The sequence below is a fragment of the Campylobacter sp. BCW_6465 genome, from assembly GCF_001762815.1.
GTDB classification, from domain to species: Bacteria; Campylobacterota; Campylobacteria; order Campylobacterales; family Campylobacteraceae; genus Campylobacter_D; species Campylobacter_D jejuni.
In genome coordinates this window covers 1-2,144 of record NZ_MJXN01000078.1, presented here as the reverse complement: position 1 = coordinate 2,144, position 2,144 = coordinate 1, and the positions used below count along the sequence as shown (strand labels likewise).

Below are 2,144 nucleotides of genomic sequence, written 5' to 3'. Positions count from 1 at the left end.
CTCCTTTTTATTATTTTTTTATCTTTCTTCTTTCTTCATACATTTTAATTTGTTCTGGTTCCTCTAAACTTGTATCAATATTGTATTCTTTAACCAATTGTTCCCAAGTCTTAGCACCTGCTTTTTTTAAGATTGTTTTATTTTTATTTATCCCAAAAGAAATAGCCCTATCTAATGGAGTATCAGGTTCAAAATAATCAATTTTATCATCTTTAATTTCATTGATAGTGCAATTAGCAGCATTGACATCAGCTCCATATTTGATCAAAATTTCCAAACAAGTTCCAATAGGTTTTTTATCAGATGTTGCAGCTATATGTAAAAGGGTTTTTCCTGCATCGATATAACTATGTTCATGTTCTGTTTCAATCCTTCTCATATTTACATCAGCACCAAATTGTAAAGCCACTTCTAAAGAATTTACAGACTCAGGATCACCAAGCAATATCCAAGAATGCAAAGGAGTGGCACCTCGTTCATCATAAACTTCAAATTTACATCCTTTTTTAAAAAAATAATCAATCATTTTTTTATTTTTTCCACCTACTCCAATATAACTAGTAAGGGCATTTTTTCCTAAACATTCATCATCAGCTTTAAGTCCTAAACTCTCAAAATACTCCATCATTTCAAAACTTTGACTCTTATCATAAGCGATCCCTGCCCAAGCTAAAGTAGAACTAGGGCTAAAAAAAGGTATAGGATGATTACACCAATATACCTTACGACGTTTCTCTAAAAATACTTCAGGCACGGGATAATCTTTTAAAAACTCTTTCACTTCTTTAAGTTTATTATTTTTAATAAGATCAAAAAACTCCCAACCTAACTCCCTTATAGCTTCTTCATCCATAGCTTGCATTTCTTCTAAAGTTTTCATTTGTTTTTCCTTAAAATAATTTTTTAAAAATCTTTTTTTATTTGTTAAAATTTTCCAAAGCTTTATCCAAATCTTTAGCCTCTAAAAGTGATCGAAGAATTTTGCAAATCTCACTTAAATCCTCAAAGCAAAGTACATTTGCAATAAACCACTCATCAAATTCTTCCTCAGTAGCATCACGATAAGATATTCCTGTTTCTTCTTCAAAAGCGACTTCGTATTCTTCTGGATCGATATGATCATACGCATCACTTAAAAAACCCTCTAAATGAGAATTAACAGCCTGTAAAACTTCTTTGCTAGGTTTTGTTTTTAAGAATTCTTTAAAATTCTCAAGATTGTCTAAAATTTCAACATCAAATTCCATAATATCTCCTTTTTATTATTTTTTTATCTTTCTTCTTTCTTCATACATTTTAATTTGTTCTGGTTCCTCTAAACTTGTATCAATATTGTATTCTTTAACCAATTGTTCCCAAGTCTTAGCACCTGCTTTTTTTAAGATTGTTTTATTTTTATTTATCCCAAAAGAAATAGCCCTATCTAATGGAGTATCAGGTTCAAAATAATCAATTTTATCATCTTTAATTTCATTGATAGTGCAATTAGCAGCATTGACATCAGCTCCATATTTGATCAAAATTTCCAAACAAGTTCCAATAGGTTTTTTATCAGATGTTGCAGCTATATGTAAAAGGGTTTTTCCTGCATCGATATAACTATGTTCATGTTCTGTTTCAATCCTTCTCATATTTACATCAGCACCAAATTGTAAAGCCACTTCTAAAGAATTTACAGACTCAGGATCACCAAGCAATATCCAAGAATGCAAAGGAGTGGCACCTCGTTCATCATAAACTTCAAATTTACATCCTTTTTTAAAAAAATAATCAATCATTTTTTTATTTTTTCCACCTACTCCAATATAACTAGTAAGGGCATTTTTTCCTAAACATTCATCATCAGCTTTAAGTCCTAAACTCTCAAAATACTCCATCATTTCAAAACTTTGACTCTTATCATAAGCGATCCCTGCCCAAGCTAAAGTAGAACTAGGGCTAAAAAAAGGTATAGGATGATTACACCAATATACCTTACGACGTTTCTCTAAAAATACTTCAGGCACGGGATAATCTTTTAAAAACTCTTTCACTTCTTTAAGTTTATTATTTTTAATAAGATCAAAAAACTCCCAACCTAACTCCCTTATAGCTTCTTCATCCATAGCTTGCATTTCTTCTAAAGTTTTCATTTGTTTTTCCTT

Annotated in this window: 3 protein-coding genes; all 3 read right to left on the bottom strand. The window is 30.5% G+C overall.

The genetic code is table 11. The annotated features are described in order from the left end of the window. Positions 1–10: 10 nt before the first annotated feature. The 3 genes from AJ886_RS10390 to AJ886_RS04775 are packed head-to-tail and all read right to left on the bottom strand — an operon-like array spanning position 11 to position 2,132. A complete protein-coding gene (locus AJ886_RS10390) occupies positions 11–880 on the bottom strand; it encodes an ankyrin repeat domain-containing protein (RefSeq protein ID WP_070287149.1) in 870 nt (289 codons plus the stop codon). 37 nt (positions 881–917) lie between these two features. Next, positions 918–1,247 carry a hypothetical protein gene (locus AJ886_RS04780; protein WP_044779636.1) on the bottom strand — a complete coding sequence of 110 codons (330 nt, stop codon included), beginning with the start codon at positions 1,245–1,247 and terminating at the stop codon, positions 918–920. Positions 1,248–1,262: 15 nt separating this feature from the next. Continuing rightward, positions 1,263–2,132: an ankyrin repeat domain-containing protein gene (locus tag AJ886_RS04775; RefSeq protein ID WP_070287149.1), complete on the bottom strand. Its 870-nt coding sequence runs from the start codon at positions 2,130–2,132 to the stop codon at positions 1,263–1,265. Positions 2,133–2,144: the final 12 nt, after the last annotated feature.